Here is a 25,934-nt window from a genome sequence, read left to right as displayed (position 1 = left end):
GCGCGGAGGTGGCGTCTGGGAATGGATCGCTTGCTCCTCAGCTCAGACATTGAGCCGGTGGGACGGACGAAAAGCGTGTCCATCCCACCGGCTCAAAACTCGGCACCCCGCAAACCATCCACACCCAGCCGCCTGCTCAGGCAGGTCGGTCCGCTGGGCGTTGCTGCGCTGACCGATCCGACGGCCGCGGCCATCTAGGGGTGGGCGCTCCACAGATCGGTCAGCGCAGCGACGTGGCCGGCCGGGGGAGTGCACGACCGGCACGACCGCTACGGGGATGTAACAGCCTGCGGAGGGCGGGGTGCGGCCTCGAGGTCGCACGGCACACGAAAAGGGCCCCAGCACGCGGCTGAGGCCCTCCTCGTGGATGGTGTGGTTACGCGGCGTCTTCCTCGCCGAGGGTGCCCAGGTAGAGGCTGATCACCTTCGGGTCGTTCAGCAGCTCGCGGCCGGTGCCGGTGTAGGCATCCTTGCCCTGGTCGAGCACGTAGCCGCGGTCGCAGATCTGCAGGCAGCGGCGTGCGTTCTGCTCGACCATGATGGTCGTCACGCCGGCCTTGTTGATCTCAGACACCCGGATGAACGCTTCATCCTGGCGAACCGGGGACAGGCCAGCGGACGGCTCATCGAGCAGCAGCACGTGCGGGTCCATCATCAGTGCACGGGACATGGCGACCATCTGGCGCTCACCGCCGGAGAGCGAACCAGCCCGCTGCTTCAGGCGCGAACTGAGCTCCCCGAAGATGGACGTCACGAACTCGAGACGCTCGTTGTAGATCTTCGGGTTCTGGAACAACCCCATCTGCAGGTTCTCCTCGATCGTGAGCGAGGGGAACACGTTCTCGTTCTGCGGGACGAAGCCGACCCCGCGCGCCACCAGCTTATTGGCCGGCAGGTACGTGATGTCCTCGCCGTACAACGTGATCTCGCCGGCGCGGACCTGCACCAGGCCGAAAATGGCCTTCAGCAGGGTCGACTTGCCGGCGCCGTTCGGGCCGATGATGCCGATCAGTTCACCCTTGCGCGCCGTCAGCGAACACTGGTTCAGGATGTTCACGCCGGGCAGGTAGCCGGCGTCCAGGTTGGTCACCTGGACGACGACATCGTCGTTCATGCTGTCGCTCATAGCTTGTTTCCGTTCTCGTCGACGCGTCCGGTGACGACGCCGAGGTCGGTGTCCATGTGGCTGCCCAGGTAGGCGTCGATGACGGCCGGGTTGGTCATGACCACGTCGGGCGGACCCTCCGCGACGACCTTGCCCTCAGCCATCACGACCACCCAGTCGGCGATGTGACGAACCATCTGCATGTCGTGCTCGACGAACAGCACCGTCATGCCCGAATGCTTGAGGCCCAGGATGTGGTCGAGCAGTGACTGCGTCAACGCCGGGTTCACCCCGGCCATCGGCTCATCGAGCATCACCAGGTTCGGTTCGCTCATGAGGGCACGGGCCATCTCGAGCAACTTGCGCTGGCCACCGGAGAGGCTGGCCGCGAAGTCGTCCTTCTTGGTGTCGAGCTTGAACCGCGTGAGCAGCTCAATTGCGCGTTCCTCGATGTCGTTGTCCTGCGCGCGCCAGATGCCCGGAACCAGGGCAGTCCAGAAGTTCTCCCCACGCTGCCCCTTCGCCCCGAGCTTCATGTTCTCGAGCACGGTGAGCATCGCCAGTGACTTCGTCAACTGGAAGGTGCGCACCTGCCCCATCTGCGAGACCTTGAACGCCGGGATGCCTGAGAGGGCCTTCCCGTCGAACGACCAGGTCCCGGTGTCCGGCTTGTCGAACCCGGTGAGCAGGTTGAACAGTGTGGTCTTACCCGCACCGTTCGGCCCGATCAGCGCGGTGATGGCGTGGCGCGGAATCTCGAGGTGGTCGACATCCACCGCCTTCAGGCCACCGAACGAACGGGTGACGTGGTCGGCGATGATGATCGGGTCGACCTTGGCGACCCCAGGAGCGATCTCGCCGACGTGGAGTCCGGTCGTTTTTACTGTTGCCGTGTTAGCGGGCATTGAAGGTCAGCTCCTTCTTGTTACCGAGGATGCCTTGCGGCCGGTAGATGACGATGAGCATCAACGCGACACCAACCAGGATGAACCGCAGCACACCTGCCTGGATGCCGGTGATGCCGAAGAGGAAGCCCTGCTCCGCCATGCCGGGCAGGAACACGGACAGGAACGCCATGATCAGCCAGAACAACACAGAACCGAGCACTGGTCCGAAGATAGTGGCGGCGCCACCAAGCAACAGGATGGTCCAGAGGAAGAAGGTGAGCGACGGCAGGTAGACGGCCGGGACCACCGCGGAGGGGAGCGAGAGCACCACACCGCCGAGGGTTCCGAGAACGCCACCCAGCACCAGCACCTGCATCTTGTAGGCGAAGACGTTCTTGCCGAGGGCGCGCACGGCGTCCTCATCTTCGCGGATGCCCTTCACCACGCGGCCCCACGGGCTGCGCATGAGCAGCCAGACGAGCAGCAGGCAGACGGCGAGCAAGGCGATGCCGAACACGCGGATCCAGAGCCCGTCCGCGTTGTAGACCCACGGGCCGAAACCGTACGTGCCCTCAGGGAACGGGTTGGCGTCACGGAAGCTCGCGTGGTACCCGCCCAGGCCATCAGCCGAGTTGGTGTACTCGTCGAAGATGACCGACTGGAACAGCAGCCGCAGGACCTCGGCAGCCGCGATGGTCGCGATTGCCAGGTAGTCGGCGCGGAGCCGCAGCGTCGGAAGACCCAAGAGGAGGGCGAAAATCACGGATGCGCCGATGCCCACCAGGATTCCGCCCCACCAGGGGAAGCCGAAGCTGAGAATCGAGATGGCGTAGCCGTACGCACCCAGGGCCATGAAGCCGGCCTGCCCGAAGTTGAGCAGACCGCCGTAGCCGAAGTGAACGGCAAGTCCGACGGTCGCGATCGCATAGGCGATCGTCTCCGGAGCCAGCAGCCAGGATGCTGTGTTTGAGAGAAGAAAACCCCAGTCCATGGCGGTACCTACCCAATTCTTTCTTTACGACCGAGCAGACCCTGCGGCTTGAACAGCAGGACGACGATCAGGATGGAGAGGGCACCCACGTACTTGATGTCCGAGGGAACCCACAGGGTGGAGATCTCGACCAGGATGCCAACAATGATTGAACCGACGAGGGCGCCGAATGCGGTACCCAGACCGCCGAGCACGACCGCCGCGAAGACGAGCAGCAGGATCTGCCAGCCCATGTCCCACTTGATGCCGGGCCGGAAGTAGGCCCACAGGACACCGGAGAGTCCGGCCAGGACGGAACCGAAGATCCAGATCAGCCTGACAACTCGGTCGACGTCGATACCGGAGGCCTTCGCCAGTGACGGGTTGTCGGAGATCGCGCGCGTCGCCTTGCCGGTCTTCGTCTTCAGCAGCCAGTAGGCGACGCCCACCAGCACCACGGCCGAGATGGCCATGCTCACCATGTCGGTGATGGAGAGGGCGATCGGCCCCAGCAGCTGCACCTTGGTCGAGCCAGGGTTCGGCAACTGGTACGTGCCTCCGCCGTAGAAGAACTGGAAGATGTAGCGCATCGCCAGCGACAGGCCGATGCTGACGATCATGAGCTGCACAATGCTCAGGCCCTTTTTGCGCAGCGGTTTCCACAGAACAAGGTCCTGGGCCCAGCCGACGACTCCGGTGAGGACCAACGCTATGGGGATGGCGATCCAGATCGGCCAGGCCAGGAACACACCGAACGTCAGGGTTATCACCGCCCCGAACGTCACCATCTCAGCGTGGGCGAAGTTGGCGATGCCGGTTGTGCCGAAGATCAGCGAGAGGCCGATCGATCCGAGCGCGAGCATCAGGCCGAAGTTCAAGCCGTTGATGAGCCGCTCCACCAGCTGGTCGAAGAAGCTCGTCACCTCCCGGATACCTTCGCCGAGGAAGAAGTTGACCGCCTTGTTCTTGGTCAAGCCGAACTCGGCCTCGATGGTCGCACCCTCATTGGTGATGGTGACCCGCTCGTTGCCTTCCTCACTGACGATGACACCCTCGGGAAGGGTGGACTCGATCAGGGTGATGTCGTAGGCCTCCTTTTCAGGAACGCCCACCTTCCACTGCCCGTTGGCATCCGTCTCAACGTCCTCGTCGTAGCCTCCGCCGGAGACATTGATGGTGACGCCCTCAAGAGGCTCGCCGTTGTATTTGACGTTGCCACTGAAGATGTAGTCGTACTTGTCGACATTCACTTCATCCGCTGCTGCCGGGATTGCCGACAGAGTCATGGCCGCGACCAAGGAGGCAAAGATGACGACCAGCCATCTCGTCCTGTGCTTGTGCGCGAACGCCTTGCTAGTGATTCCCACGAAACCTCCAAGACGGGGCCAGTCGAGAAGGGTAATCTCGCGGGGCTGGCCGACCGTCGTCGTTGACGATACAGAGCCGATTATGTCCCATGTGGGGTTGCACACGAAACACAAGCGGTGTGGCAATTATGGCGGGGGAATACGCGTGAGCGCGAACCGGTTAAGATGGGATACCGGTAACCGAAGGCGTTTGGCCGGCACTCTTGCCACAGTTTCGCGATTAAGGGATTCCATGGACCAGCCCAATCCATTCGGCCTTATCGGCCTCACCTACGACGATGTCATGCTGCTGCCGGGACACACTGATGTCATCCCCAGCGAGGCGCAGACCTCCTCGCGCCTGACCAAGAGAATCAGGGTGAACACGCCCCTGATCTCCGCCGCGATGGACACGGTCACCGAAGGCAGGATGGCCATAGCCATGGCCCGAAACGGGGGCCTTGGTGTGCTCCATCGCAACCTCTCGATCGCCGACCAGGCGGCCTATGTTGACAAGGTTAAACGATCAGAATCCGGCATGATTACCAATCCGGTAACAACTACGCCGGACGCCACCGTCGCCGAGGTGGACGCCGTCTGCGGGCAGTTCCGGGTTTCCGGTCTGCCCGTCGTCGAGGGTGACGGCAAGCTCGTCGGAATCATCACCAACCGAGACATGCGGTTCGTCTCAGAGTTCGAGAAAGCGACGACGCTGGTCCGCGACGTCATGACCCGGATGCCGCTGATCACCGCCCCGACAGGAATCGACCCGGATGCTGCGGTCGCCATCTTCGCCGAGCACAAGATCGAGAAGCTGCCGCTGGTCGACGCCGAAGGCCGTCTGACCGGCCTCATCACGGTGAAGGACTTCGAGAAGACCGAGCAGTACCCGAACGCCACCAAGGACGAGGAAGGCCGCCTGCGCGTCGGTGCAGCCATGGGCTTCTTCGGCGATGCCTGGGAGCGCGCCGGCGTACTGCTGGATGCCGGTGTCGACGTGCTCGTCGTCGACACGGCCAACGGTGACAGCGCAGGGGTGCTCGAGATCATCCGCAGGCTGAAGTCCGACCCCGCGTTCGCCGGTGTCGACGTGATCGGCGGCAACGTCGCCACCCGCTCCGGTGCCCAGGCGCTCATCGAGGCCGGGGCGGACGCCATCAAGGTCGGCGTCGGTCCAGGCTCCATCTGCACCACCCGCGTCGTCGCCGGAGTGGGTGTGCCCCAGGTCACCGCGGTCTACGAAGCCTCCCTCGCCGCACGCGAAGCCAACGTGCCGGTCATCGCCGACGGTGGACTGCAGTACTCGGGAGACATCGCCAAAGCGCTCGTCGCCGGAGCGGAAACCGTCATGCTCGGCTCACTCCTCGCCGGAACAGACGAAAGCCCCGGCGACCTGGTCTTCGTGAACGGCAAGCAGTTCAAGAACTACCGCGGCATGGGGTCGCTCGGCGCCCTGCAGACCCGCGGCAAGAAGACCTCATACTCGCGCGACCGCTACTTCCAGGCGGACGTGCCCAGCGACGAACAGCTCATCGCCGAAGGGATCGAAGGCCAGGTTCCATATCGCGGCCCCGTCTCATCCGTCACCTACCAACTCATCGGCGGCCTGCGGCAGTCCATGTTCTACGTGGGAGCCCGCACCATCGAAGAGCTGCGGCACAAGGGCAAGTTCGTGCAGATCACGGCGGCCGGGCTCAAAGAATCGCACCCGCATGACATCCAAATGGTGGTGGAGGCGCCCAACTACCGTCGGTGACTCTTGGGTGATGACCTCCCTCGCAGGCTCGGTCGGCGCTGGGGTCGCGCAATCGCTGGAGCGATTGCCTTAGCTCCACCGCGCCCATAGAAGCCCGGCCCACCCGAAACCAACACCATCCGCCCGAAAACGCTGGTTACATGCGGCCGTTCGGGCTAGTGGGGCTAGGGGTTACGGCGGGTCAGGGCGGCGATGAGGCCGCCGACCACGAGCACCGCCCCTAGCGCGAGGATGCCCCAGGCGAGGATCACCCAGCCGCTCACCTCGTCGAGGTCGACCTGGGCCGTGGCGAAGTACATCGCCGCGATCGCCACCATGATGACGCCCCAGATGACGGTGCCGGGGCGCACCGGGCGGGCATCCGCCATCTTGGCCTCGGACGAAGTCGAGGCAACGGAATCGTGGATGGGCGTGGTTGGTTCACTGTTGTCAGTCATCGTGTTCTCCTCTTATCGGGTTGCCTGGGTGATGGTCACGTCGCCGCTGGCTACCCAGATTCCGACGTAGACGTCTCGGTGGCGCTCGCCGCCGCTACGCGGGACGGCCTTGTCGTGACCGTTGGCGAAGCTGAATTGCGAAGGGCGTTGGCTGTCGGTGAAGTCGATCGAACCGTCGTATACCTGTGCTTCGACCGCCGAGTACTCTTCCGCTGGAAGGACCACGGTCACGTCACCGCGTCCGACGTAGAGCCGCACCGCACCGTTCTGGTATCGGCCTGCGTCAACCGGATCAGTGAAGTAGTCGGTGAGGTCGAGCGTGACGTCGCCAGTGATGATGGTGCGACGATTCTCCTGCTCGCTCGGCGAGTAGTTCGGCGCCCAGGTGATGTCCTTGCCGACCACGGGCCCGTTGACCCAGCTGAAGAAGCTGGTCAGGCTGAGCGCGATGACCAACAGGAAGGCAACACCGCTCGAGCCGCCGCTGCGCTTGCCGCGGAACCCGTTGACGATGATCGCGAGCCCGAGCACGCCCAGGCTGACCGCCATGCCGGTGATGGCTGCGGTCGCATCGCCGGTCTCGCCGATGGCGAGGGCGGTCGCTGCTCCCGCGATGATGGCGAGCCCGATCGCGACCAGCGAGTAGACCGGGTTGGAGCGGGTGCGGCGTTGCTCCTCGATCGCGGCACGGTGCCGCTCAGCACTCTGCTCCTGGCGCTGACGACGCTGCTCCGCGGCGCGCTGCTGCGCCAATTCGCGCTCGCCGGCGGCCTGCTGCTGCTTCCACCCGTCGTACTCGCGTTTCCACGCGGCCTGCTGTTCCTTCCAGGCCGCCAGGTCGGCGTCGGTCGCACCGGAATCGGGGTGAGGGGGCGCCTCGGGCGCGGGGGGCAAGGCGACGCTACTGACCGTCGTGGCCGTGGCATCCGCCCGGCTGGTGGTGCTCGCGGCATCGGAGGCGCTGGCAGCGGATGCCGCCGCGCCCGCCGTCGTGCTCGAAGCGCCCTGGGGCGTTGACCTCGAGCGGGTGACCAGCCAGATGATGAGCCAGACGATGGAGCCGATGATGGCGAGCGTCCAGAACAGGCCCCACAGGGATGGCCAGGCAACCCAAGCCTGGTTGTTGGCAGACAGCTGCCACCACGAGAATCCCTGCGCGAGCGGCAGGAACGACAGCAGGAACATCGCACCGATGCCGGCGTGCGCCTTGTCGAAGTTTCCGCGGATCGCCTCTTGCAGGTGGATGCGGTCGTACTGATCCGGAAGCAGCAGCCAGGCCGCCGCGTACAGCAGCAGGGCGGGGCCGCCGAGCACGGCGATGACGACGGCGATGCCGCGGACGATGATCGGGTCGATGCCGAGTCTCGCCGCGATGCCGGCGCAGACGCCGCCGATCCAGCCGGGCTGGCGCGGGATGCGCAGGCCGCGCATCCAGTCGAAGAAGGTGTTGTCGCTGCCCGGCGGAGTCGGCTCGGGCGCTGGCGCTGGTGAAGGTGAAGGGTGATCTGTGGACATGCATCCATCGTGGCCGTCGCTGAGTCGGCCTCGCTATGAGGGACTACCCTGACCGGACCCTGAATTCGCGGTCCCGGTGGGTGAGGCGGGGCATCCGTCTGGTTGGATTCAAGGGTGAGCACCACCGCAATTCGCCCCCCGCTGACCCGGCCAAGCCGGTCGGTGCTGGGTGGCGTGTGCGCCGGCCTGGCCAGGCACCTGCACTGGCCGGTCGCCCGGGTTCGGTTCATCATCGTGGTCGCCTCCTTCGTGATGGGTGCCGGTGTGCTGCTGTACGCGTGGCTGTGGGCGTTGACGCCGCGGGATGAAACGGATGAACGTCAGGGGGTGCGCCGCGAGATTCCCACCAGTGCGCTGCTGCTCGGTGCCGGCGCGATAGCGGCGATCGTCGCGGTCGCCGTGGCCAACTCCGAGGGCAACGGGTACATCGCCACCATGCTGGCCATCGCGTTCACCGGTTCGGCGGTGGCGTGGAGCCTCACCCTCGACCGTGACGATGCCGCCCGCACCCCGCGCTACCTGTTCGTCGTGCGAACGCTGAGCGTGATCGTGCTGCTCGGTGCAGGCATCCTGCTCCTCTTCTCCGGCGGTGGCCGACCGAGTGCCGTCACGGCGGTGCTGGCGATCGGGATGCTCGTGCTCGGCCTGGGCGTCATTGTCGCGCCGTTCGTGGTCAGGCTCTGGCGCGACCTGATGGCCGAGCGCGCCGGCCGGGTTCGCGAGGAGCAGCGTGCCGAGATCGCCGCCCACCTGCACGACTCGGTGTTGCAGACGCTCGCCCTCATCCAGAACCGGGCGGGGGCGTCGAGCGAGGTGGCCAGGCTCGCCCGTGCACAGGAGCGGGAGCTTCGCGACTGGCTGTTCGCCGGGACCACCCCCTCCGGCACGGACCTGGTCACGGAGCTGCGCGACATCGCGGCGGCCATCGAACTCGAGCACCCGGCCAGGCTCGATGTGGTGACAGTCGGCGAACCGGGGGTCAGCAACCCGTCGTTGATCGCCGCAGCTCGCGAGGCCATGCTCAACGCCGCCCGCCACGCCGGCGGCGACGTGTCTGTGTACATCGAAAGCTCGCCATCCGCCATCGACGTGTTCGTGCGCGACCGGGGTCCAGGCGTCGACCTCGACTCCCTGCCGACCGATCGGCTCGGGGTGCGAGAATCGATCATCGGGCGGATGCTGCGGGCAGGCGGCACCGCGACGGTCAAGCCCGGCGTCGGCGGCGTTGGCACCGAGGTGCACCTGCACCTGGAGGTACCGAGTGAATAGGAATCCAGTTGAACAGGAACCCAACTCAGGAGCACCGTTGACCAGCGTGCTCATCGTCGACGACCACTCGATCTTCCGCTCCGGCCTGAGGGCGTCGCTCGACGACACGATCGAGGTCCTGGGCGAGGCAGCGGATGTCGATTCCGCCGTCGACCAGGTCGGCTCGCTGCACCCCGACGTCGTGTTGCTCGATGTGCACCTGCCCGGCGGCGCCGGTGGCGGGGGAGCCGAGGTGATCAGGCGCAGTAGTGCGCACCTGGACACCACGCGGTTCCTCGCGTTGAGCGTGTCCGACTCGGCAGAAGACGTGGTCGGCGTGATTCGTGCCGGCGCTCGCGGGTACATCACGAAGGGTTCGTCCGGCGACGAGGTCAGCCGAGCCGTGGCATCCGTCGCCGGGGGTGACGCCGTGTTCTCGCCCAGGCTGGCCGGATTCGTGCTCGACGCCTTCGGCGCGGTCACCGGTGAGCAGGCGGTGGCCGATGACGAGCTGGACCGCCTGTCGGCCAGGGAGCGCGAGGTGATGCGCCTGATCGCACGAGGGTTCTCCTATAAGGAGGTCGCGGCCGAACTGTTCATCTCGATCAAGACCGTCGAAACGCACGTCTCTGCGGTGCTGCGCAAATTGCAGCTCTCGTCGCGCCACGAGCTCACCGCCTGGGCTCTCGAGCGAAAACTGCTCTGATGTCCCGGCCGAGGTGCGAGTTCTCGCCCCACGCAGCGCGCTGATGGGGCGACAAGTCGCAACTCGCCGCTAGGAGCTGAGGGCCAGCGAGGCGGCCAGGGTCAGCATGATGGCGGCGATCACGCCGTCGAGGATGCGCCAGGCGAGCGGCGACGACAGCCAGCGCGACAGCAGGCGTGAGCCGTAGCCGAGCGCGGCGAACCAGGCGATGCTGCCGAGGCACGCACCCACCGCGAAGGCCCACCGGCCGTCGGCGCCGTGCGTGTTCGCCACCGAACCGAGAAGGATGACGGTATCGAGGTAGACGTGCGGGTTCAACCAGGTCAGGGCGAGAGTCGTGAGTACGACCGGCAGGAGTCGGTGGGTGCTGGCCTTCGTGAGGGTTACGGTTACGGTCCTGGCAGTGCTTTCCACGACGGTGCCTGCGATGGCAGTGCCTTCCACGGCAGAGCCTGCGGCGACTGTGGCCCCCGACCGCTCTGGGACCGCTTCGTCGCCATCCGCATCATCGACCTTCAAGCCTCCGCTGGTCGGGTTCCAGGCCCTCCTGGCCGCCAGCAGGCCATAGCCGACGAGGAAGGCAACGCCGAGCCAGCGCATCACCGAGACGACCCACGGCGCGTGCTCGATCACGGTTCCGAGGCCCACAACCCCGGCGAGGATCAGGGTCACGTCGGACAGGATGCACACCAGCAGCACTGCCAGCAGGTGCTCGCGCCTCGCCCCCTGCCGCAGCACGTAGGCGTTCTGGGCACCGATCGCGACGATGAGGGAGAGCCCGAGACCGAACCCGGAGAGGACGAGCGCCGGGTGGCTGGCGAGCAGGCTCAGGATGTTCATCCCACCACCGTAGGTCTGTCAGCATCCTCAGGCCAGCTCAATATTCTTAGGAAGCGTTAGCATCGCTAATCATGGATATTCCGCTGGATCTCGCCAAGACCATCGCCATCACCGTCGATGAGGGCACCCTCGAGGCCGCGGCGCGCGCGTTGCACGTCACGCCATCAGCGGTCAGCCAGCGCATCAAGTCGCTGGAGGAGCGGCTCGGGCGCGTGCTACTGGTGCGCTCCAAACCGGTGCGCCCGACCGAGTCCGGAGCGGCCGTGGTGCGTCTCGCTCGGCAGATGATGCTGCTCGAGCATGACGCGCTGGCCGCGGTCGGCGCGGGTGAGGGGGCGGAGAGGCCTACAACCATCGGCATCGCGGTCAACGCCGACTCCCTGGCCACCTGGTTCCTGCCGGCGCTCGCGGAAGTCGCGCGAGAGCATCCGGTCACCTTCGACCTGCATCGGGAGGATGAGGAATACACCACAACCCTGCTCGAGTCCGGTCAGGTGATGGGTGCGGTCACGTCAAGAGCCACTGCGGTGTCCGGATGCCTGGTGCGCCCGCTGCGCACCACGCGCTATCGGGCGGTGGCGGATGCCGGCTACGTGACGCGATGGTTCCCGGATGGCGTCACCGCCGCGGCGCTCGGGCTGGCGCCCCTCGTCAACTTCGACCGTCGCGATGAGATGCAGTCCGCGTTCCTGCGAACGCAGCGGGTGACGGTGGCGCCGCCTGCCCACTTCGTTCCGGCCTCCAGCGAGTTCTCCGCCGCAGTTCGGCTGGGGCTCGGCTGGGGGATGCTGCCGGACTTCCAGGTCGGCGACGCCCTGGACACCGGTGAGCTGGTCGAGCTGGTGCCAGGCTCGGCGACACAGGTTCCGCTCTACTGGCAGCAGTGGAACCTGAGGTCGGAACTGCTCGACGTGGTGGCAGACGCGGTCGCCGCGGCTGCGAGCAACCCCTAGCCGAACAGCTTCTGCAGGCGGCGCACACCCTCGAGCAGCGCGTCATCGCCGAGGGCGTACGACATGCGGATGTATCCGCTCGGCCCGAACGCTTCGCCCGGCACCACCGCCACCTCAGCCTGATCCAGGATGAGGTCGGCCAGTTCCAGCGAGGTGGTCGGCGTGACGCCGCCCCACTCGCGACCGAGCAGGCCGGAGACATCCGCGTACACGTAGAAGGCGCCCTCCGGCGTCGGCGTGACCATGCCCTCGATCTTGTTCAGCTCGGCCACGATCAGCTTGCGCCTGCGGTCGAAGGCGTCACGCATCGCGACCACTTCGTCCTGGGGGCCGGTGAGCGCCGCAATGGCCGCCCGCTGCGAGATGTTGGACACGTTCGACGAGAGGTGCGATTGCAGGTTGCCCGCGGCCTTGATGGCATCCGCGGGGCCGACCATCCAGCCCAGCCGCCATCCGGTCATGGCGTAGCTCTTGGCAACACCGTTCACCAGGATGGTCTGCTCGGCGAGTTCCGGCACCGCCTCGACGATGGAGGTCGCGTGGGCCGAGCCGTCGTAAACCAGGTTCTGGTAGATCTCATCGCTGATCACCCAGATGCCGTGCTCGAGCGCCCACTGACCGATGGCGCGGGTCTGCTCTGCGGTGTAGACCGCACCGGTCGGGTTGGACGGCGACACGAACAGCAGCACCTTGGTGCGCTCGGTGCGCGCGGCCTCGAGCTGCTCGACGGTGACCAGGTAACCCTGGTCCGCACCGGCGAACACCTCGACCGGAACACCGCCGGCCAGCTTGATGACCTCCGGGTAGGTGGTCCAGTACGGCGTCGGGATGATGACCTCATCGCCCGCTCCGACCAGCGTGGCGAACGACTGGTAGACGGCCTGTTTGCCGCCGTTGGTGACGATGACCTGGGAAGGCGACACGGCCCATCCGCTGTCCCGAGCGGTTTTCGCGGCCACCGCTTCGCGCAGTTCCGGGAGGCCGGCGGCCTGGGTGTAGCGATAGTTCCTGGGGTCCAGAACCGCAGCGGATGCCGCTTCGACGATGAAGGACGGCGTCACGAAGTCCGGCTCACCGGCTGCGTAGCTGATGATGGGGCGCCCCTCGGCCTGGAGCGCCTTCGCCTTGGAGTCGACTTTGAGGGTCGCCGATTCGGCGATAGCTGCGATGCGGGGGGAGATTCGAGTTTTTTCGGTCACCCCCTTAGCGTAATAGCTGGGACCTTGCCCCGACTGGCTCAGCTTTACAGCCTGTGGCGAGTAACCTAGACTGGTGCGCGGTAGTTGAAATCTGCCATGCTTTTCTATGCCCTTTTTTGGCAGCAAACCAAATCATCCTGCGGGGAAAGCGTGCGCGGTTTTGCACCGAAGGGCGGTGGCTCAATTGGTAGAGCAGCGGTCTCCAAAACCGCAGGTTGCAGGTTCGAGTCCTGTCCGCCCTGCAGCTTGGTTCACGCATCTGTGAATCAGCAATCGGTCGAGTGGTCAATCAGATCGCAAGACCAGTGTCCGGAAGGTAAGTAAAACTGTGGCGAGAAACAGCATCGACGAACCCAGCGAGGATGTCGTCGCCAGCGCCAAAACGGAGAGAGCGAGCCGTCGTGGTCCGTTCGCCGGCATTGCGCTGTTCCTCCGTCAGGTCATGGTCGAACTCAAGAAGGTCGTCACCCCGACCCGCAAGGAACTGCTCAGCTATACCGCGGTCGTGCTGGTGTTCGTCGTCATCATGATGGCGCTGACCAGTGGTTTCGACGTGCTGTTCGGTTGGCTGGTCGCCAACGTCTTCGGTGACGGCGCCTAACAGCCGTCAGCGGTCGGCCACGCGGTCGACGATCCTGCCGGGACCACCCGGAACAAAGACTTCAAGAAATGGAATGGAATTCAGTGTCTGACACCGAACGCGAAGAAAGCACCTCGGCCGCCGAGCAGATCGACTTGTCGACTGCGGCAGAGCAGTCCTCCGAGGAGGACGAGCAGCTGGGTGGACCGGTGCTCGCCGAGGCGATCGCCGACGTCGTCCCCAACGAGGAGCAGGCGATCCACGTAGTTGATGAGGACAGCATCGAGGAGAACAGCGCTGAGGAGAACCTCGCAGAGGCGCTGGATGCCGCAACGGTGGCAGCAGACCCTGCAGCGGATGCCGTCGCCGACGAGGCGCTCGCCGAGGTAGGCGAGGCTGAGGCCGAAGAGGCCGGGGTCGAAGAAGCTGAGGTCGACCCTTACGAGGAGTTCCGCGCCGAACTCAAGTCACTGCCGGGCAAGTGGTACGTCATCCACTCCTACTCCGGCTTCGAGAAGCGCGTGAAGCAGAACATCGAGAACCGCCGCGTCAGCATGACCATGGAGGACTACGTCTTCCAAGTCGAGGTTCCGATGGAAGACGTCGTCGAGATCAAGAACGGCCAGCGCAAGCTGGTCACCCGTGTGCGCATCCCCGGCTACGTCCTGGTTCGCATGGAACTCAACGAAGACAGCTGGTCCGTCGTGCGCCACACTCCGGGCGTCACCGGCTTCGTCGGCAACGCCCACAACCCGACTCCGTTGCGCTTCGAAGAGGCGTTCTCGATGCTGAAGAGCCTCGCCCAGATCGTCGAAGCTCCTGCGAAGGCCGGCGCCAAGGGCGGCAAGGCCGTCAGCCGCTCGATCCCGCAGGAAGTGGACTTCGAGGTCGGAGAGACCATCACGATCAAGGAGGGCTCGTTCGCGGGTCTTCCCGGTTCGATCAGCGAGATCAAGCCGGAAAGCGGCAAGCTCACCGTGCTCGTCTCCCTGTTCGAGCGTGAGACCCCGGTTGAGCTCTCGTTCGACCAGGTCACGAAACTGTAAAACCACCGCGGCCCGGAAATGCCGGGAAGGCGGAAGAGCATCCGGAACTCGGGTGCTCGAAACTGAAAGAAGGAAACAATGGCACCGAAGAAGAAGGTTACTGGTCTGATCAAGCTTCAGATCCAGGCCGGCGCCGCCAACCCCGCACCGCCCATCGGGCCGGCGCTGGGTCAGCACGGCGTGAACATCATGGAGTTCTGCAAGGCGTACAACGCCGCGACGGAGTCGCAGCGCGGCAACGTCATCCCGGTCGAGATCACCGTTTACGAGGACCGCTCGTTCACGTTCATCCTGAAGACCCCGCCCGCCGCTGAGCTCATCAAGAAGGCTGCCGGAGTCTCGAAGGGTTCGGGCACGCCGCACACCGTCAAGGTTGCCAAGCTGTCCCAGGACCAGGTGCGCGCCATCGCAGAGCAGAAGATGGCCGACCTCAACGCGAACGACGTGGACGCGGCTATGAAGATCGTCGCCGGCACCGCCCGCAGCATGGGCATCACGGTCGACGCGTAGTCGTCCCCAACTTGTATGACGCGCATAGGCGCGTCACCAGTGGAAGAGCCCGCCTGGCTCGCTACCCACGAACTCAGATTTAGGAGAACCAACATGGCACAGAAGTCAAAGGCCTACCGCGCCGCGGCCGAGAAGATCGAAGACGGCAAGTTCTACACCCCGGCCGAGGCTGTGGGCATCGCCCGCGAGACCGGCTCGAAGAAGTTCGACTCGACTATCGAGGTCGCGCTCAAGCTGAACGTCGACCCGCGCAAGGCGGACCAGATGGTGCGCGGCACCGTCATCCTCCCGCACGGCACGGGCAAGACCGCCCGTGTCATCGTCTTCGCGACCGGGCCTGCTGCCGAGGCTGCTATCGCGGCCGGCGCGGACGAGGTCGGCGGCGACGAGCTCATCGAGCGTGTGGCCGGCGGCTGGACCGATTTCGACTCCGCTGTCTCCACCCCGGAGCTCATGGGCAAGGTCGGCCGTCTCGGTAAGGTTCTTGGTCCGCGTGGCCTCATGCCGAACCCGAAGACCGGCACCGTGACGCCGGACACCGCGAAGGCCGTGTCTGACATCAAGGGTGGAAAGATCGAGTTCCGCGTCGACAAGCACGCCAACGTGCACTTCATCGTTGGCAAGGCGTCGTTCGACCAGGAGAAGCTGTCCGAGAACATCGCAGCAGCCCTCGACGAGATCGTGCGCCTGAAGCCGGCTTCGTCGAAGGGTCGCTACGTCACCAAGGCGACGGTCACCACGACCTTCGGCCCCGGCATCCCGGTGGACGTCAACGCCATCTAGTCCAGTTCATTGAGGAGGCCCGCTTCGGCGGGCCTTCTCTGTTCTATAAGGAGAATGCAGCGGATGAGCGTAGTGGTGCGAATTGCCGGGCCGGCGGATGCTGCGGCCCTTCACGAGGTGGCGGCAGTCACCTTCGGGCTGGCCTGCCCTCCCGGCACCGAGCAGCACCAGATCGACGCCTTCATCGGCGAGCACCTGTCCGAGGCCAGGTTCGCCGACTACCTGGCGGATGACTCCCGTCAGCTCCTCCTCGCCGAAGAAGCCGGCCGGCCGGTCGGCTACACCATGCTGGTGTTCGGCGAGCCGGCGGACCCGGGTGTTGCAGCATCCGTCTCCGCCCGTCCGACGGTCGAACTGAGCAAGGTCTACGTGTTGCCTGGACTGCACGGCTCTGGCACGTCGGCGCAGCTCATGGCGACCACCATGGAGGCGGCTCGCTCCCGCGGCGTTGCCAGCGTCTGGCTCGGCGTCAACCAGCAGAACACGCGTGCCAACCGCTTCTACGAGAAGAGCGGATTCGCCCAGGTCGGGGTGAAGAAGTTCCTCGTGGGCGACGAGGTGCACGACGATTTCGTACGGGAGTACGTCTTCTAGCGTTCTGCGCTGACCTCGAGCACGATCTTGCCTCGGGTGTGGCCCTTCTCCAGTTCCCTGTGCGCTGCAGCCGCCTCGCCCAGCGGGTAGACCCTGTCGATGTTCACGGTGACCTTGCCCGCCTCGATCAGGTCGGTGATCTGCTGCAGCACCCGGGCATCCGGGCTGACCTTGTAGTTGGTGGCGCGCATTCCGGCGGCTTCAGCGTCGTGCTGGAAGGTGGGCCAGCTGCCGGTCGGCACGTTGACGATGATTCCTCCGGGGCGCATCACATTGAGCGACCGGGTTCCGGTGTCGTCATGCACATTGCCGATCAGGTCGATGACGGCATCCAGTTCGCTGAGGTGGTCTTCGAAGCGGGCAGTCTTGTAGTCGATGACCGCGGATGCGCCGAGCGAGCGGAGCCAGGCGACGTTGTCGCCTGAGGCGGTCGTCACCACTTCAGCGCCGCGGTAGACGGCGAATTGAACGGCGAAATGGCCGACACCCCCGGCGCCGGCGTGAATGAGCACTCGTGTGCCTTCGCCGACCTCGGCCGCGTCGAGCGCGCCCCAGGCGGTCAGGGCCGCGAGTGGGACGCCCGCGGCTTCCGTCGCGGTCAGGTTCCGCGGTCGGCGGGCGACGCTGAGAGCGCCGACCGGCACGTACTCCGCATAGCTGCCCTGGGTGCGCGGCACCGACATCATGCCGTAGACGGCGTCCCCCGGTTGGAGCGGATGCGCGGTGTACGACGTCTCGATCACCACACCGCTGAAGTCGCCGCCGAGAATGGCGGGGTATTGGCCGATCGCGTATGACACCCCTCTGCCGGAGCGGGTCTTCGCGTCGATGGGGTTGATTCCGGCGGCCGACACTTTGACGAGGAGCTCACCGGAGACGATTCGCGGCGTGGCAACCTCGGCCAGGCGGAGCACTTCGGGGCCGCCGGTCTGGTCGAGGACAACAGCCTGCATGGTGTCGGGGACATTGCTCTGCATGGTCTTCGCTCCTGTGTGGTTGTCCCGATTCTATTCGCGCAGTGGAACCCCTCGACGGAAGCATGTTCTCCCCACTACGATTCCGCTGTGAATCCCTTCCACCGCCGCGACCCGTCAGTTGCTGTGGCGCGGCGCCTGGACTCCGTCGCGGCCGCCGTGGGCTGCGCCCTGGTGCTGACCGCACTGACCATCATCTGGGCAGCCAGGCTGAGCATCGGGCGGGATGTCTATGTGAGCGTGATGGGTGCGACCGGAATGCCGACGGCCGGCTGGTTCCAGTTCGCTTTGGTGCTGGTCGCCCTCGGGGGCGGGCTGATCGCGTTCGCGGCCCGGGACATCCGCGTCTCCCCGCCGGTTCTACGCTGGTGGCCCCCCGCTGTTTCGCTCGGTCTCGCCAGTTTCTTCTTCTTTCTCGCGTCCCAGGTGACCTGTACTCCCGGATGTCCGCTGCCGTACGGCCCGGAGTTCACCTGGCCGGATTTCACCCACACCACGTCGGCCGTTCTCGCCTTCGCGCTCGCCTGCTGGGCGATGTTGCAGCTGACGCGGGTATCCGGCCGGAGGATGATCGCCGCGCTTTCCCTCTGTTGCGGCGTTGCGGTTGCCTTGATCGCCGGAGCCGGGGGACTCATGTCGCTGGCGAATTGGGAGGTGGGCCTCGGGAGCCGGTTCGAGTTCGCGGCAGCGACGATCGCCATTCTCTGGCTAGTCAGCCTGGGGGTGGTGATCGCAAGGCCGAACTCACCGCTGCCCGCGCCCGGGCCAGGTATGGTGCCATTCCGTCGTCGCGTGCCGGTATCTCCGTCAGCGTCGAGCCGACCAGATGCCGGTGCCACTGTGTCGCGACAGCGAGCGGATGCAGGGGGTCTCTCGGCGCAGCAATGATCGTCGTGGGAACGGCCGGTGGTGGCTCGCCGGGCTCGAAGGCGCGGTTTCGCGGAAGCTCCATCAGGCGGATCGCGCGCGTTGCGGCATCCGGTCTGCGGAATTGTTCGATCACTCCGGCGGCGCCGAGGCGGGACGCGGTGCGGAGGCCCCGATAGAGCCCGGTCCGGCGAAACACGGCCTCCGCGCGGTCGGGCGGATGCCGGTGGAGGAGTTCGGCAATCACCGGGAACACCGCGAGGTTCGCAGGCAGCGGGTGGTCGGTGAACGCCGGCCGCAGCAACACCAACCGCTGAATCGGCAGCGCGCCGGTCTGGGCCAGTCGCAGCGACAGTGCTGCCCCGAGGGAGATGCCGATGAGTGTGAGCGGCTCGTCGTCGAACCCGCTCTCCTGCACGGCGTGCAGCAGTTCCCGGGTGATGGCTGCAAACGAGAAGTCGGCCGGTTCACCGATCAGCGGCGAGTCCCCGTGAGCACGGATGTTCGGCGCCAGAATCCGCGCATCCGCCGGGAGAACCGGCCCGACCAGGTCGAGCGGCTGGCTGCTGTCGCCGCCGAGGCCGTGAAGCAGCAGGAAGGCCATCAGCCGGGAATGCCGTGCCGGAGGGTGTCGAGAACGCGATTGGCGAGGCCGACCAGAATGTGGATCTCGTTGTCGTCGCGGTCCACCCACCGGCATTGTGGTTCGGCGGCAACCGGCACGAAGTTGTCGTGCTGCTCCCAGACCACGAGGGTGCGCTCCGCTCCCAGCACGTACTGCTGCCAGAACACCTGGCGGAGGTAGGAGCGGGGGATCGACTTCCATGCGGAGCTGGTGGTCTTGATCTCAGCGAGCACGACGGCGCCCGCGATCAGCCCAACGCCATCCGGGGTGGCCAGGTGAGCGGTTTCGCCGTGTGCGTGGTACAGCGCGGCGCTCGGGGCGATTCCGTGGTTGGCCCTGACCCAGCGGGCGATCTGGGGTTCGCGCTCCCGACCGTGGTCGGTGAACGCGTTACCGCTGAACCGGCTGCCGTAGTACTTGTCGCGGGCGACGGCGAGCACCGACCGCTCACTCGAGAGCTTGGCGACATCCGTGGCGGTGATGCCCCGGCTGCGCGCACGGAGCCAGGCGACGCGGTCCGTCGATTGCGCAAGCACCCGCTGGCGGTGGTCTGGTGCCGGCTCGTCCCAGAGGTCCAGGGTCGGCTGCACGATAGTCACTCGACCATTGTCTCCGACCGTCCGTCATTCAGCGGCACATAATCGAGCTCCTGGAAATCTGCTACTTCTTTTTCCCACCGGTTCGAGACGAACGACCGGTGCAGCGGATGCGCGTTGTACGCCTCGTACGCCGCCGCATCCGCGAATTGCATCGAGAACGAGAATTGGAAGTCGCTTTTCGGGCTGACCTGCCGCAACTGTTCGAACCGGTCTACACCCGGTATGGACGCCAGGACGAGCGCCGAATCGAGGAAGTCCGATTCGGCGGCGGAGCCGTTCTCGTGGTGCAACGAGAACGCGACGGTGTGGCGGATCATGCTTCCTCTTTCGCAGGTGACGCGTCAGCCGGCCATCGCGTCGATGTTCTCCGGCGAGAGCGCGTGGTGGATGGCGAGCATGCTGGCCCCGATGACGGCGGCGTTCGAGCCGGCGCTGGACTGCACGATGGACAGGTGTTCGGTGGCCAGCGGCATCGATCGCGTGTAGACGACTTCTCGAACGCCGGCGATCAGGTGCTCGCCCGCCTGCGCCATCGAGCCTCCGATGGCGATGACGGATGGGTTGACCAGGCTCACACAGGCGGTGAGGACTTCCCCGATGTCCCGCCCGGCCTGCCTGATCGCCTGGATCGCCTCGATGTTGCCTCGCTTGACCAGCGCAACGACCTGCTGGCCGTTCTCGACGTCCAGCCCGGCCTGGCGCAACGCACCAGCGATGGCTGGTCCGGATGCCATGGCCTCCAGGCATCCGCGGTTGCCGCAGTGGCACGGAACCCCGGCACCGCGCGCGATCTGCACGTGCCCGATATCGCCGGCGATGCCCTGGGCTCCGCGCTGCAGGAGCCCGCCGGAGATCACCCCGGATCCGATGCCGGTCGCCACCTTGACGAAGATCAGGTGCTCGGTCTGCGGCCAGGCGAATGCGCGTTCGCCGAGGGCCATGATGTTCACATCGTTGTCCACCAGTACCGGAACCTCCAGGTGCTGCTGCACCCAGCCCGGGACGTCGAAGCGGTCCCAGCCCGGCATGATCGGCGGGTTGATCGGCCGCCCGCTGGCGTGGTGCACCGGCCCGGGCAACCCGATGCCGATCGCGATGAGGTCACGCTGGTCGCGGTCGATGCTGGCCAGGAGCTCGCGCCCGGAGGCGACCATCCAGCCGAGCACCCGTTCCGGCCCGTCGGCGATGTCGATCGGGTCGTTGACCTCGCCGAGGCGTGTTCCGGCCAGGTCGGTGACGGCGAGCGTTGCGTGGGATGCGCCGAGGTCCGCGGCGAAAACGAGGCGGGCGGTCGGGTTCAGCGCGAATTGCGATGACGGGCGACCTCCGGTGGAGAGAGCGTCATCCACCGGGCTGATCAGGCCGAGTTCCATCAGCGAATCGACGCGGGACGCGATGGTTGAGCGGGCGAGCCCGGTGAGGGTGGACAGGGCCGCGCGGGTGCGCGGCTTGCCGTCGCGCAGCAGTTGGAACAGCTCACTGGCCCCGGAACTTCCCAGGGCTGAGCCCCGACTTATGTCGACCATGCGCTCAGTAAACCACACCGACAAACCCCGGCCAACGCGCGACTATTGGTTTGTCGACAAATCACTTTTGTACGTCGGGTGGTAAAAGGTGCGCATTCTGTGTCAGAATGCTCGGCATGACAACGGATGTCACTCGCTCCCTGCCAACCCCGGTGGTCGGCTTCATCGGCGGCGGCTTCATGGGCGACGTGCACAGCCGAGCATCCCGTTCAGCCCGTGCCTCCCTGCGCGGCGTGACCTCTTCCTCGCCTTCCAGCTCCGAGCGTGCCGCCGAACGTCTTGGGCTTCCGCTGTCGTATCCCAGCAGCGAGGACCTCCTCGCGGACGACACGATCGAGGTCGTCCACGTGTGCACCCCCAACGCGACTCACTTCGAGTTCGCGCTCGCCGCGCTTGACGCGGGAAAGCACGTGGTGTGCGAGAAGCCGCTGGCGACCTCCAGCGCGGAAGCCGAAAAGCTCGCCTCCCGTGCGCGGGCGGCCGGGGTGACCGCAACCGTGCCATTCGTGTACCGCTACCACCCGATGGTTCGCGAAGCGCGGGCGCGAGTCGCCCAGGGCGAACTCGGCACCCTGCTGACCATCCAGGGCGGCTACCTCCAGGACTGGCTGCTGTCCAAGGCCGACGATGACTGGAGAGTGGACGCGTCGTTGGGTGGGCCGTCCCGAGCGTTCGCTGACATCGGCTCCCACCTCTCCGACTTGATCGAGTTCGTCACCGGGGACCGCATCGTGCGGTTGGCCGCGACGATGCGCACCGTGTTCAACGAGCGCGCGACGAACCGCGACATCGCAACGGAAGACGCGGTCGCGCTGGTGGTGGAGACGGCATCCGGAGCCATCGGTACTCTGTTGGTGTCGCAGGTGGCGCCTGGGCGCAAGAACTCGCTGACCTTCGAGCTCAGCGGAAGTTCGGAGAGCATCCGTTTCGACCAGGAGAACCCCGAGACGCTCTGGCTCGGCCGGCGAAGCGGAACGCAGCTCCTCTCCCGCGAACCAGGGCAGCTCAGCGCCGATGCGGCCAGGCTCTCGCTGGTGCCCGCCGGGCATCCGCTCGGCTATCAGGACGCCTTCAACGCCTTTGTCGCAGACACCTATGCGGCCATCGCCGGCGGCACCCCAGAGGGCCTTCCGACCTTCGATGACGGTCTTCGTGCCGTGCAGGTGACCGAGGCGGTGCTGGAATCCGCCGCGACCGGAACCTGGGCTGAGCTTCGCAAGCCCCAGTATGCGACGGCCGGAGGAGCAGCATGACGGCCCCCATTCTGAGCGCCCGCGACATCAGCAAGTCGTTCTTCGGCGTCGAGGTACTGCACGGAGTCTCGATCGAGCTTCGGGCCGGCGAGGTGCACGGCCTCGTCGGCGAGAACGGGGCAGGCAAGTCGACCCTGATGAAGATCATCGCGGGCGTGTACCAGCGCGACGGTGGCCAGCTCGAGTATCTCGGGCAGGCGGTCGACTACACGCACCCGATCCAGGCGATGCATGCCGGAGTGGCCACCGTGTACCAGGAATTCAACCTGCTGCCGGAGCGCAGCGTCGCCGAGAACGTGTTCCTGGGCCGGGAGCCGCGCAAGGGCGGATTCGTCGACAACCGCGGGATGGCGGCGGCAACCGGCAAGCTGCTCGCCGAACTCGGCATCACGTTCATCGACCCGAACTCGGCGGTGCGCACCCTGACCGTCGCCGAGCAGCAGATCGTCGAGATCACCAAGGCGCTCTCATTCGACGCCAAGGTCATCTCCATGGACGAACCGACGGCAGCCCTCGCCGATAACGAGGTCGAACTGCTCTACGGCATCATCGAGCGGTTGAAAGCGCGCGGCGTCGCCATCCTCTACGTCTCGCATCGGTTGAAGGAGATCTTCGACCTCTGCGACACCATCACGGTGCTGAAGGACGGCGCCCTGGTCTCAAGCGGGCCGGCCGGCGAGCTCACCACCGACGAATTGGTGCGACGGATGGTCGGACGATCGATCTCCGCATACTTTCCAGGCCGGCTCGAGGGAACGGAACGCGGGGAGACCCGTCTTTCCGTGCGGTCAGGTGGCAATGCCTACATCTCAGACGTCGACCTCGACCTGCACGCCGGCGAGATCGTCGGCGTCGCGGGGCTCCAGGGCAGCGGTCGCACCGAACTGGCTGAAGCCGTCTTCGGTGCAGGCCCGTTCACCAGGGGAACCGTCACCCTGGACGGCAACACTGTCGCCATCACCAGCCCGCGACGCGCGGTGAAGGCCGGCATCGCCCTGGTGACGGAAGACCGCAAAGCGCAGGGCCTCGCACTCAGCCAATCCGTCATCGACAACGCGCTGCTGGTGATCCGGAGCGTGTTCGCCTCACGCACCCGTGCCGCGCGCCAGCGCGTCCCCGGCATTCTCTCCTCCCTCGAAATCAGCTCGCGCGGACTCGACCAGGAGGTGCAGTACCTCTCCGGTGGCAATCAGCAGAAGGTGGTGCTCGCCAAGTGGCTCGCCACCGATCCCCGTGTGGTCGTCTTCGATGAGCCGACCCGCGGTATCGATGTCGGCGCCAAGATCGCGGTCTACGACCTCATGCGCGCGCTGGCGAAGAACGGAGTCGCGATCCTGATGATCTCATCCGAGCTCCCCGAAGTCATCGGCATGTCCGACCGCATCCTGGTGATGCACGACGGACGCATCGCAGCCGAACTCGACCCGGGATCCGCGGAGGAGACCGTGCTGGCCGCAGCAACCGGCACCTTGGCAACCGCCGGCGGGGAGGTCACGCTATGAGCACCACGGTGGCGCCCAGGCGGCGGGTGCGTCTCGACACCACCGCGATCGTCTACATCGCCCTCGTCGGAGTCATCGCCCTCGGGGCAGTGCTGGTCTCCACGGTTGGACGGAACTTCTTCAGCGCCGGCAACATCCGCGACATCCTCACCGGGATGAGTGTGCTGGGGTTCGTCGCGGTCGGTCAGACGCTCGTCATCCTGATCGGCTCGCTCGACCTCTCGGTGCCGTACGTGATCAGCCTCTCCAGCCTGCTCGCGGCCGAGACGATGCGCGGGAACCCCGGAAATATTCTGTCTGCGGTGGTGCTGGCGCTCGGGGTGTCCGCGTTGATCGGGCTGGTGAATGGGCTCATCGTCACCGGGTTGAAGGTGCACGGCTTCATCGCAACGCTCGGCGTCGGGTTGATCGTGAAGGGCTACCTCGACACCTTCTACAAGGGCAGCAGCGGCAGCGTGCCACCGGAATTCCAGTACATCGGGGCTACCGGCCTCGGCCCGGTCCCGATCTCGACCATCATCATGCTGGCGCTCGCCGTTGTGGTGTTCCTGTTCCTCAAGAAGACTCGCACCGGACACCAGATCTACGCGGTGGGCGGAAACCTTGCGGTCTCCCGGCTCTCCGGCATCCGCACCTGGCACCCCATTGTGACGGCCCACGTCATCTGCTCGGTCACCGCCGGAATGGCCGGTCTGCTGCTCGCGTCGAGGCTCGGCGTCGGAAGCCCGACAGTGGGGAGCCAGGGCGGATACGACCTGCTCTCGATCGCTGCGGTCGTGCTCGGCGGCACCCTGCTCGCCGGCGGCCGAGGCTCAATCTGGGGCACCATCGGCGGCGTCGCGATCTTCGCGGTGCTGGACAACGTGATGAGCGTCATGCAGGTCAACCCCTTCCTGAAGGACGTAGTCCGCGGAGTCGTCATCGTCGCAGCCGTAGCCATCTACACCGGCCGAGCAGTGGAGAAGCGTCGAGCGCGGTTCGCGGCGAAGGAGGTGGCGAAGTGACGTCGCAATCGACGACCTTCGGGTCGCGCGCCGCACGCGCCGCGATCACACTGGTGAGCCCACGTGGTGCGGTGTTCCTGTTGCTTGCCATCCTGCTGATCGGGATCACCGTGCTGAACCCGAACTTCGCAGAGCCCAGCCAGTTCATCCGCTTCATCCAACGCGTCGCACCGATCGCAATCGTCGCGATCGGACAGTACTTCGTCATCGTCTCCGGCGAATTCGACCTCTCGATGGGCTCGTTGATCACCGCCCAGGTGGTCATCGCCGGAAACCTCATCGGACAGGACGCCAGCCAGAGCGTCCCGGTGCTGATCTTCATGATCGTCTTCGGTGCCCTGATCGGGCTGGTCAACGGCCTGGTGACGACGCTGCTGAAGGTTCCATCGTTCATCGTGACGCTCGGCATGATGCTGGCGCTGCTCGGCGGCGTGCTGTTCTGGACCGGCGGTGCTGCCACCGGCAACCCGGCCGACGAGTTCCGCCAGATCGGCCGTGGCGGCATCCGCGATGTGCCGATCGTTGACGTGATCCCGTGGTCGGTGATCATCCTGGCCGCGGTGCTGGCCGTCGCCATCTGGATCTCGAAGCGGCCATACGGGCGCACGCTGATCGCTGTCGGCGACAACGTCACGACCGCCCACTACGCCGGGGTTCGGGTGTGGTGGGTCAAGACCAGTGCGTTCATCATCTCCAGCCTGACCGCCACCATTGCCGGTGTCCTGCTGGTCGGCTACGCCGGCGTGCACCCATCGGTCGGCCGCGGCTACGAGTTCATCGCCATCACCGCGGTGGTGCTCGGCGGCGTGGTGCTCGGCGGTGGACGCGGATGGGTCGTCGCGGCGATGGCCGGCGCATTCGCCCTCGAGGCGCTGTTCACCCTGCTGAACTTCACCGGTATCCCGTCGACCCTGCGCGACGCCATCCAGGGCGTGCTGATCATCCTGGCCGTCGCCTACTCGGCCACCACTTTCCGAGCTCGCCGCAAGGAGCGCTCGGTCCTAGCTTCTCCCGCAATGGGGAAGGAGCCGGAACTCGCCCCCGAGCCGGCTCGTCCTGCACCACAACCAACCCCTGAAGGGGACTAGCTAGACATAACAAGGAGGTTA

At 65.9% G+C, this 25,934-nt stretch carries 26 protein-coding genes, 1 tRNA gene and 1 pseudogene; 15 read left to right on the top strand and 13 right to left on the bottom strand.

All coding sequences use genetic code 11. From position 1 onward, the window contains the following. Nucleotides 1–376: 376 nt before the first annotated feature. The 4 genes from ACX3O0_RS10145 to ACX3O0_RS10130 are packed head-to-tail and all read right to left on the bottom strand — an operon-like array spanning nucleotide 377 to nucleotide 4,329. Entirely contained in the window at nucleotides 377–1,126 is a 750-nt protein-coding gene (locus ACX3O0_RS10145) for an ABC transporter ATP-binding protein (protein ID WP_459088486.1), read from the bottom strand. Beyond that, nucleotides 1,123–2,010 carry an ABC transporter ATP-binding protein gene (locus ACX3O0_RS10140; RefSeq protein WP_459088484.1) on the bottom strand — a complete coding sequence of 296 codons (888 nt, stop codon included), beginning with the start codon at nucleotides 2,008–2,010 and terminating at the stop codon, nucleotides 1,123–1,125. Before ACX3O0_RS10140 ends, ACX3O0_RS10145 begins: the two co-directional genes overlap by 4 nt. Further along, nucleotides 2,000–2,983: a branched-chain amino acid ABC transporter permease gene (locus tag ACX3O0_RS10135; RefSeq protein ID WP_459107632.1), complete on the bottom strand. Its 984-nt coding sequence runs from the start codon at nucleotides 2,981–2,983 to the stop codon at nucleotides 2,000–2,002. The genes ACX3O0_RS10140 and ACX3O0_RS10135 overlap by 11 nt, the downstream gene beginning before the upstream one ends. A gap of 8 nt (nucleotides 2,984–2,991) precedes the next feature. Further along, nucleotides 2,992–4,329 carry a branched-chain amino acid ABC transporter permease gene (locus ACX3O0_RS10130; protein WP_459107631.1) on the bottom strand — a complete coding sequence of 446 codons (1,338 nt, stop codon included), beginning with the start codon at nucleotides 4,327–4,329 and terminating at the stop codon, nucleotides 2,992–2,994. Nucleotides 4,330–4,561: 232 nt separating this feature from the next. Between ACX3O0_RS10130 and guaB the strand changes: the two genes are divergently transcribed. Continuing rightward, nucleotides 4,562–6,064 (top strand): IMP dehydrogenase, encoded by a 1,503-nt coding sequence (guaB, locus tag ACX3O0_RS10125; RefSeq protein ID WP_459088478.1) that lies wholly within the window; start codon nucleotides 4,562–4,564, stop codon nucleotides 6,062–6,064. Nucleotides 6,065–6,228: 164 nt separating this feature from the next. Here the strand turns inward: guaB and ACX3O0_RS10120 are convergent, their stop codons facing one another. Continuing rightward, nucleotides 6,229–6,501, bottom strand: coding sequence for a hypothetical protein (locus ACX3O0_RS10120; protein ID WP_459107630.1), 273 nt, complete (start codon nucleotides 6,499–6,501; stop codon nucleotides 6,229–6,231). Nucleotides 6,502–6,513: 12 nt separating this feature from the next. After that, nucleotides 6,514–8,016, bottom strand: a complete 1,503-nt coding sequence (locus tag ACX3O0_RS10115; protein ID WP_459107629.1) for a PspC domain-containing protein — start codon at nucleotides 8,014–8,016, stop codon at nucleotides 6,514–6,516. Nucleotides 8,017–8,130: 114 nt separating this feature from the next. Here ACX3O0_RS10115 and ACX3O0_RS10110 point away from each other — a divergent pair, with 114 nt between their 5' ends. Both ACX3O0_RS10110 and ACX3O0_RS10105 read left to right on the top strand, forming a co-directional pair. Beyond that, nucleotides 8,131–9,285 (top strand): ATP-binding protein, encoded by a 1,155-nt coding sequence (locus tag ACX3O0_RS10110; RefSeq protein ID WP_459107628.1) that lies wholly within the window; start codon nucleotides 8,131–8,133, stop codon nucleotides 9,283–9,285. 37 nt (nucleotides 9,286–9,322) lie between these two features. Next, the gene (locus ACX3O0_RS10105) at nucleotides 9,323–9,970 is read left to right on the top strand and encodes a LuxR C-terminal-related transcriptional regulator (RefSeq protein ID WP_459088470.1); all 648 of its coding nucleotides are present in this window, start codon (nucleotides 9,323–9,325) and stop codon (nucleotides 9,968–9,970) included. 69 nt (nucleotides 9,971–10,039) lie between these two features. On the opposite strand, the gene ACX3O0_RS10100 is transcribed toward ACX3O0_RS10105, so the two are convergent. After that, on the bottom strand, nucleotides 10,040–10,810 hold the full coding sequence (locus tag ACX3O0_RS10100) for a LysE/ArgO family amino acid transporter (RefSeq protein WP_459107627.1): 771 nt from the start codon (nucleotides 10,808–10,810) through the stop codon (nucleotides 10,040–10,042). Between the two features lie 71 nt (nucleotides 10,811–10,881). On the opposite strand from ACX3O0_RS10100, the gene ACX3O0_RS10095 reads away from it, so the two are divergent. Continuing rightward, nucleotides 10,882–11,763, top strand: a complete 882-nt coding sequence (locus ACX3O0_RS10095; protein ID WP_459088466.1) for a LysR family transcriptional regulator ArgP — start codon at nucleotides 10,882–10,884, stop codon at nucleotides 11,761–11,763. Here ACX3O0_RS10095 and ACX3O0_RS10090 read toward each other — a convergent pair. Further along, nucleotides 11,760–12,962, bottom strand: coding sequence for a pyridoxal phosphate-dependent aminotransferase (locus ACX3O0_RS10090; protein WP_459088464.1), 1,203 nt, complete (start codon nucleotides 12,960–12,962; stop codon nucleotides 11,760–11,762). The genes ACX3O0_RS10095 and ACX3O0_RS10090 overlap by 4 nt on opposite strands. Nucleotides 12,963–13,131: 169 nt before the next feature. Between ACX3O0_RS10090 and ACX3O0_RS10085 the strand changes: the two genes are divergently transcribed. The 6 genes from ACX3O0_RS10085 (at nucleotide 13,132) to ACX3O0_RS10060 (ending at nucleotide 16,475) form a co-directional block, all read left to right on the top strand. Beyond that, nucleotides 13,132–13,204, top strand: a tRNA-Trp gene (locus ACX3O0_RS10085). A gap of 86 nt (nucleotides 13,205–13,290) precedes the next feature. Continuing rightward, entirely contained in the window at nucleotides 13,291–13,563 is a 273-nt protein-coding gene (gene secE, locus ACX3O0_RS10080) for a preprotein translocase subunit SecE (RefSeq protein WP_459088462.1), read from the top strand. A gap of 68 nt (nucleotides 13,564–13,631) precedes the next feature. Further along, nucleotides 13,632–14,588, top strand: coding sequence for a transcription termination/antitermination protein NusG (nusG, locus tag ACX3O0_RS10075; RefSeq protein ID WP_459107626.1), 957 nt, complete (start codon nucleotides 13,632–13,634; stop codon nucleotides 14,586–14,588). Between the two features lie 78 nt (nucleotides 14,589–14,666). Continuing rightward, a complete protein-coding gene (gene rplK, locus ACX3O0_RS10070) occupies nucleotides 14,667–15,098 on the top strand; it encodes a 50S ribosomal protein L11 (protein WP_459088458.1) in 432 nt (143 codons plus the stop codon). 93 nt (nucleotides 15,099–15,191) lie between these two features. Next, nucleotides 15,192–15,881 (top strand): 50S ribosomal protein L1, encoded by a 690-nt coding sequence (gene rplA, locus ACX3O0_RS10065; RefSeq protein ID WP_459088456.1) that lies wholly within the window; start codon nucleotides 15,192–15,194, stop codon nucleotides 15,879–15,881. 63 nt (nucleotides 15,882–15,944) lie between these two features. Continuing rightward, on the top strand, nucleotides 15,945–16,475 hold the full coding sequence (locus ACX3O0_RS10060; RefSeq protein ID WP_459107625.1) for a GNAT family N-acetyltransferase: 531 nt from the start codon (nucleotides 15,945–15,947) through the stop codon (nucleotides 16,473–16,475). On the opposite strand, the gene ACX3O0_RS10055 is transcribed toward ACX3O0_RS10060, so the two are convergent. Then, complete coding sequence (locus ACX3O0_RS10055) at nucleotides 16,472–17,452, bottom strand: NADP-dependent oxidoreductase (protein WP_459107624.1); 981 nt, start codon at nucleotides 17,450–17,452, stop codon at nucleotides 16,472–16,474. The genes ACX3O0_RS10060 and ACX3O0_RS10055 overlap by 4 nt on opposite strands. Before the next feature lie 15 nt (nucleotides 17,453–17,467). Between ACX3O0_RS10055 and ACX3O0_RS10050 the strand changes: the two are divergent. Then, a pseudogene (locus ACX3O0_RS10050) lies at nucleotides 17,468–18,115 on the top strand (DUF998 domain-containing protein); the annotation flags it as partial. A 46-nt stretch (nucleotides 18,116–18,161) separates the two neighbouring features. Here ACX3O0_RS10050 and ACX3O0_RS10045 read toward each other — a convergent pair. Genes ACX3O0_RS10045 through ACX3O0_RS10030 form a run of 4 tightly spaced genes read right to left on the bottom strand, consistent with a single transcriptional unit; the run spans nucleotide 18,162 to nucleotide 21,066 of the window. Continuing rightward, nucleotides 18,162–18,920, bottom strand: coding sequence for an alpha/beta fold hydrolase (locus ACX3O0_RS10045; protein ID WP_459107623.1), 759 nt, complete (start codon nucleotides 18,918–18,920; stop codon nucleotides 18,162–18,164). Continuing rightward, complete coding sequence (locus ACX3O0_RS10040) at nucleotides 18,920–19,540, bottom strand: YqaJ viral recombinase family protein (protein WP_459088448.1); 621 nt, start codon at nucleotides 19,538–19,540, stop codon at nucleotides 18,920–18,922. Before ACX3O0_RS10040 ends, ACX3O0_RS10045 begins: the two co-directional genes overlap by 1 nt. Next, entirely contained in the window at nucleotides 19,537–19,857 is a 321-nt protein-coding gene (locus ACX3O0_RS10035) for a Dabb family protein (RefSeq protein ID WP_459088446.1), read from the bottom strand. Before ACX3O0_RS10035 ends, ACX3O0_RS10040 begins: the two co-directional genes overlap by 4 nt. Nucleotides 19,858–19,881: 24 nt before the next feature. Beyond that, the gene (locus ACX3O0_RS10030; protein WP_459088444.1) at nucleotides 19,882–21,066 is read right to left on the bottom strand and encodes an ROK family transcriptional regulator; all 1,185 of its coding nucleotides are present in this window, start codon (nucleotides 21,064–21,066) and stop codon (nucleotides 19,882–19,884) included. 116 nt (nucleotides 21,067–21,182) lie between these two features. Here ACX3O0_RS10030 and ACX3O0_RS10025 point away from each other — a divergent pair, with 116 nt between their 5' ends. The 4 genes from ACX3O0_RS10025 to ACX3O0_RS10010 are packed head-to-tail and all read left to right on the top strand — an operon-like array spanning nucleotide 21,183 to nucleotide 25,913. Beyond that, entirely contained in the window at nucleotides 21,183–22,319 is a 1,137-nt protein-coding gene (locus tag ACX3O0_RS10025) for a Gfo/Idh/MocA family protein (protein ID WP_459088442.1), read from the top strand. After that, nucleotides 22,316–23,821, top strand: coding sequence for a sugar ABC transporter ATP-binding protein (locus tag ACX3O0_RS10020; protein ID WP_459088440.1), 1,506 nt, complete (start codon nucleotides 22,316–22,318; stop codon nucleotides 23,819–23,821). Before ACX3O0_RS10025 ends, ACX3O0_RS10020 begins: the two co-directional genes overlap by 4 nt. Next, nucleotides 23,818–24,825 (top strand): ABC transporter permease, encoded by a 1,008-nt coding sequence (locus ACX3O0_RS10015; protein ID WP_459088438.1) that lies wholly within the window; start codon nucleotides 23,818–23,820, stop codon nucleotides 24,823–24,825. Before ACX3O0_RS10020 ends, ACX3O0_RS10015 begins: the two co-directional genes overlap by 4 nt. Continuing rightward, nucleotides 24,822–25,913 carry an ABC transporter permease gene (locus tag ACX3O0_RS10010; protein ID WP_459107622.1) on the top strand — a complete coding sequence of 364 codons (1,092 nt, stop codon included), beginning with the start codon at nucleotides 24,822–24,824 and terminating at the stop codon, nucleotides 25,911–25,913. The genes ACX3O0_RS10015 and ACX3O0_RS10010 overlap by 4 nt, the downstream gene beginning before the upstream one ends. Nucleotides 25,914–25,934: the final 21 nt, after the last annotated feature.

This window comes from Homoserinimonas sp. A447 (assembly GCF_054489325.1).
Note: the sequence above shows the minus strand (reverse complement) of the source record. Positions and strands in the feature narration are given on the sequence as shown.

Bases quoted from the DNA above. Each gene is read 5' to 3' on its own strand.
- ACX3O0_RS10145 (WP_459088486.1), bottom strand. From the start codon at position 1,126: ATGAGCGACAGCATGAACGACGATGTCGTCGTCCAGGTGACCAACCTG.
- ACX3O0_RS10140 (WP_459088484.1), bottom strand. From the start codon at position 2,010: ATGCCCGCTAACACGGCAACAGTAAAAACGACCGGACTCCACGTCGGC.
- ACX3O0_RS10135 (WP_459107632.1), bottom strand. From the start codon at position 2,983: ATGGACTGGGGTTTTCTTCTCTCAAACACAGCATCCTGGCTGCTGGCT.
- guaB (WP_459088478.1), top strand. From the start codon at position 4,562: ATGGACCAGCCCAATCCATTCGGCCTTATCGGCCTCACCTACGACGAT.
- ACX3O0_RS10120 (WP_459107630.1), bottom strand. From the start codon at position 6,501: ATGACTGACAACAGTGAACCAACCACGCCCATCCACGATTCCGTTGCC.
- ACX3O0_RS10115 (WP_459107629.1), bottom strand. From the start codon at position 8,016: ATGTCCACAGATCACCCTTCACCTTCACCAGCGCCAGCGCCCGAGCCG.
- ACX3O0_RS10100 (WP_459107627.1), bottom strand. From the start codon at position 10,810: ATGAACATCCTGAGCCTGCTCGCCAGCCACCCGGCGCTCGTCCTCTCC.
- ACX3O0_RS10095 (WP_459088466.1), top strand. From the start codon at position 10,882: ATGGATATTCCGCTGGATCTCGCCAAGACCATCGCCATCACCGTCGAT.
- nusG (WP_459107626.1), top strand. From the start codon at position 13,632: ATGGAATGGAATTCAGTGTCTGACACCGAACGCGAAGAAAGCACCTCG.
- rplK (WP_459088458.1), top strand. From the start codon at position 14,667: ATGGCACCGAAGAAGAAGGTTACTGGTCTGATCAAGCTTCAGATCCAG.
- rplA (WP_459088456.1), top strand. From the start codon at position 15,192: ATGGCACAGAAGTCAAAGGCCTACCGCGCCGCGGCCGAGAAGATCGAA.
- ACX3O0_RS10060 (WP_459107625.1), top strand. From the start codon at position 15,945: ATGAGCGTAGTGGTGCGAATTGCCGGGCCGGCGGATGCTGCGGCCCTT.
- ACX3O0_RS10055 (WP_459107624.1), bottom strand. From the start codon at position 17,452: ATGCAGAGCAATGTCCCCGACACCATGCAGGCTGTTGTCCTCGACCAG.
- ACX3O0_RS10045 (WP_459107623.1), bottom strand. From the start codon at position 18,920: ATGGCCTTCCTGCTGCTTCACGGCCTCGGCGGCGACAGCAGCCAGCCG.
- ACX3O0_RS10035 (WP_459088446.1), bottom strand. From the start codon at position 19,857: ATGATCCGCCACACCGTCGCGTTCTCGTTGCACCACGAGAACGGCTCC.
- ACX3O0_RS10030 (WP_459088444.1), bottom strand. From the start codon at position 21,066: ATGGTCGACATAAGTCGGGGCTCAGCCCTGGGAAGTTCCGGGGCCAGT.
- ACX3O0_RS10025 (WP_459088442.1), top strand. From the start codon at position 21,183: ATGACAACGGATGTCACTCGCTCCCTGCCAACCCCGGTGGTCGGCTTC.
- ACX3O0_RS10020 (WP_459088440.1), top strand. From the start codon at position 22,316: ATGACGGCCCCCATTCTGAGCGCCCGCGACATCAGCAAGTCGTTCTTC.
- ACX3O0_RS10015 (WP_459088438.1), top strand. From the start codon at position 23,818: ATGAGCACCACGGTGGCGCCCAGGCGGCGGGTGCGTCTCGACACCACC.